Here is a 3,327-nt window from a genome sequence, read left to right as displayed (position 1 = left end):
CGCCGTGTCCGCCGTGTCCGCCAGCGCCGACAGCTTGCTCGCGAAGCCCAGGGCGCGCTCGGGGCCCTGGCCCTCGGAGAAGGCCACGGACGCGTTGCCCGCGCTGCCCTGCACGAGCAGGGAGATGCCAACACCCGCCTCCTCGCGCAGCGTGCTCAGCCGGCCCGGGTAGTCCGGATCCACCAGCGCCCGCTGCCGGGGAATGAGCGCCGCGTGCGCGGCGAACACCAGCAGCTCCGCCACCGGCCCCGCGGGCCCGCGAAACACCACCCGCGTGAGCTGGCCGTCCGGAGCGTCGCCTCCGGAGCGGGAATAGACGAGCCCCGCGTCCGCCGCGCCGCCCACCTCCAGCCCCACGTCCGTCATCGAGGCCGCGGCCTTCTCCAGCGCCTCGCTCGCGCCAGCCACCGCCGCGTTCACGGAGGCCTCCTGGTAGCGCCCCGTCCCGGACAGCTCGGCCACCCAGCGAGCGTCGTAACCGCCAAAGGAGGAGTGCGTGTGCGTGGCCACCACCAGCACCTCCTTCACCCCCGCCTTCGCGGCGCGCTCGCGCACCCGCGCCGTGATTTCCGGGGTCACCAGGAGCAGGTCCAGCGACACCACGCCCACGCGCGCCCCACCCGCCTCCAGCACCAGGGCCCTCGCATGGAGGGGCTGCTCAGCCTGGCTCGCCTCGGGCCGGGGGGGCGGATAGCCCGCCACCACCACCGGGAAGGGCGGGGAGAGGGCCACCTTCGCCGCGCCCACCCGCAGGGGACCTTCGCCACGCACCTGTGACAGCACCTCGGGCGTGCGCTCCTCCCACCGCCCGCACCAGTTCCACGAGGCGAGCGCGTAGGCGGCCCCCGCCGTTAGCAAGACGAAGGGCAGCAGGGTACGGAAGAAGGAGCGCCGGGAGGAGGACATGCCGCGGGGAGCGTACCCTCTTGGCGCTTCCGGGCGGCTCCTACCTTTCGGGCAACGGCACCTTGCCTGGCCTACAAGGGCCGACGTCGTCAGCAGGTGGAATACCTGGCTTCAAGGCGTGCGTTCCTGTTCCGCTTCGCGGTCGAAAGGGGTAAGGCAGCGCGCCATGTGCGGCATCTTCGGAATCGTGGGTCATGGAGAGGCGTCCAACCTGACGTACCTGGGGTTGCACGCCCTGCAGCACCGCGGACAGGAGTCCGCCGGCATCGTCGCGTCCGACGGGCACACCCTGCGCGCGCACCGGCAGATGGGCCTGGTGGCGGACATCTTCACCGCGCCGGTGATTGAGAACCTTCCTGGCCAGGCGGCCATCGGCCACGTGCGCTACAGCACGGCGGGTGGCAGTGGCATCAAGAACGCCCAGCCCCTGTTCGTGAACTACGCGGGCGGCCAGTTCTCCATCGCGCATAACGGCAACCTCGTGAACGCGACGGAGCTCAAGGCGGAGCTGGAGTCGGAGGGCGCGCTGTTCCAGTCGGACGCGGACACGGAGGTGGTGATGCACCTCCTCGCCCGCTCCAAGCAGCCCACCTTCGAGGCGCGCCTCGTGGAAGCGCTGCGCCGGGTGGAGGGGGCCTACAGCATCCTGCTCCTCACGGAGAACAAGCTCATCGCGGTGCGCGACCCCAACGGCTTCCGGCCGCTGGTGCTGGGCAAGATGAAGGAAGGCGCGTACGTGCTCGCCAGCGAGACGACGGCGCTGGACCTCATCGAAGCCGAAATCGTCCGCGAGCTGGAGCCCGGCGAGCTGGTCGTCATCGAGAACGGCGTGCTGCGCACCAGCATGCCCTTCAAGCCCGCCGCGCGGCTGGGGCGCTGCATCTTCGAGCACGTCTACTTCGCCAAGCCGGACTCGGTGCTCTTCGGCAGCAGCGTCTACGAAGTGCGCAAGCGCCTGGGCATGCAGCTGGCGCGCGAGCAGCCCGCGGAGGCGGACCTGGTCATCGCGGTGCCGGACTCCGGCGTGCCCGCGGCCATCGGCTTCTCGCAGGCGAGCGGCATCCCCTACGACGTGGGCCTCATCCGCAGCCACTACGTGGGCCGCACCTTCATTGAACCGCAGCAGTCCATCCGCCACTTCGGCGTGAAGCTGAAGCTGTCCGCCGTGCGCAGCGTCCTCAAGGGCAAGCGCGTGGTGGTGGTGGACGACTCCATCGTGCGCGGCACCACCAGCCGGAAGATCGTGAAGATGCTCAAGGCCGCGGGCGCCGTGGAGGTGCACCTGCGCATCTCGTCGCCGCCCACGCAGTGGCCCTGCTACTACGGCATCGACACGCCCAGCCGCACGGAGCTCATCGCGGCCACCCACACCACGGAGGAGATCGCCAAATACGTGACGGCGGACTCCCTGGGCTACCTGTCGCTGGAGGGCCTGGGCACCGCGGTGGAGGACCCGAAGCGGAGCACCTATTGCACCGCGTGCTTCTCCGGGCAGTACCTCACCGACAAGCTGTCCCAGAGCGCGGGTGGCGCCACCAAGCTCAGCGCCTGAGTCGCGGGCCGCGCCTTCGGATGACGACCTGGACGAGGGGAGTCCGTGAAACGAACGGCATCACCCTCCACTACCTCCGGACGGGAGGCGCCCACCCTCCCGTCGTGCTGCTCCATGGATTGATGGGGAGCGGCGCCTGCTGGACGCCCGTGGCGCGCGCGCTCGAAGGTGGATTCGACGTCGTCATGCCCGACGCAAGAGGGCATGGCGGTTCGAGCACGCCGCACCACGGCTACCGGTACGACGACCACGCAAGCGACGTCGTGGGCCTCATCCGAGGCCTGGAGCTCTCCCGTCCGGTGCTGCTGGGCCACTCGATGGGCGGCATGACCGCCGCGGTGGTGGCGAGCCAAGGGGCGGCAAACCTCCGAGGCCTCATCCTCGTCGACCCGACGTTCTTGAGCCCCGAGCGCCAGCGCGAGGTGCACGCCAGCGACGTCGCCGAACAACACCGCCGGGCCCTCGGCCTCCAGAAGTCCGACCTCGTGGCCCAGGCCCGAGCCCGGCAGCCGCACCGCTCACTCGAGCTCATCGAGCAGCTCGCCGAGGCGCGACTGAAGACCCGCCTGGAAGCCTTCGACGTCCTGGCGCCGCCCAACCCCGGGTATCGCGAGGTGGTGAGCGCGATCGACGTCCCGACCCTCCTCGTCATTGGAGACAGCAGCCCCGTCGTCACGTTCGAGCTGGCAACGGAGCTGCGGAGCCTCAACCCACGCATCCGAATCGAACAGCTCCAGGACGCCGGCCACGGCCTCCCCTACGACCAACCCGAGCGCCTGGCGGAGCTCGCCGCGTCGTTCCTGCGTGAGCTGGCCTAAGTAGGTCGCCAGAAGTTCTCTAACAAATCGCGGAGCCAGAAGCCCTCGGCG

Annotated in this window: 3 protein-coding genes; 2 read left to right on the top strand and 1 reads right to left on the bottom strand. The window is 70.3% G+C overall.

The window, feature by feature from the left end; all coding sequences use genetic code 11:
• Positions 1 to 906, bottom strand: a 906-nt coding sequence (locus tag ACLEQD_RS39800; RefSeq protein ID WP_410391139.1) for a neutral/alkaline non-lysosomal ceramidase N-terminal domain-containing protein, incomplete at its 3' end; no start/stop codon positions are given.
• A gap of 166 nt (positions 907 to 1,072) precedes the next feature.
• Here ACLEQD_RS39800 and purF point away from each other — a divergent pair.
• Complete coding sequence (purF, locus tag ACLEQD_RS39795; protein WP_410391138.1) at positions 1,073 to 2,458, top strand: amidophosphoribosyltransferase; 1,386 nt, start codon at positions 1,073 to 1,075, stop codon at positions 2,456 to 2,458.
• Positions 2,459 to 2,478: 20 nt separating this feature from the next.
• Complete coding sequence (locus tag ACLEQD_RS39790; protein ID WP_410391137.1) at positions 2,479 to 3,276, top strand: alpha/beta fold hydrolase; 798 nt, start codon at positions 2,479 to 2,481, stop codon at positions 3,274 to 3,276.
• Positions 3,277 to 3,327: the final 51 nt, after the last annotated feature.

It is taken from the genome of Corallococcus sp. 4LFB (genome assembly GCF_046520365.1).
In the GTDB taxonomy this organism is placed as follows: Bacteria; Myxococcota; Myxococcia; order Myxococcales; family Myxococcaceae; genus Corallococcus; species Corallococcus caeni.
The sequence above is the reverse complement of the archived record's forward strand: the minus strand, read 5'-3'. Positions and strand labels throughout refer to the sequence as shown.

Bases quoted from the DNA above. Each gene is read 5' to 3' on its own strand.
- purF (WP_410391138.1), top strand. From the start codon at position 1,073: ATGTGCGGCATCTTCGGAATCGTGGGTCATGGAGAGGCGTCCAACCTG.
- ACLEQD_RS39790 (WP_410391137.1), top strand. From the start codon at position 2,479: ATGACGACCTGGACGAGGGGAGTCCGTGAAACGAACGGCATCACCCTC.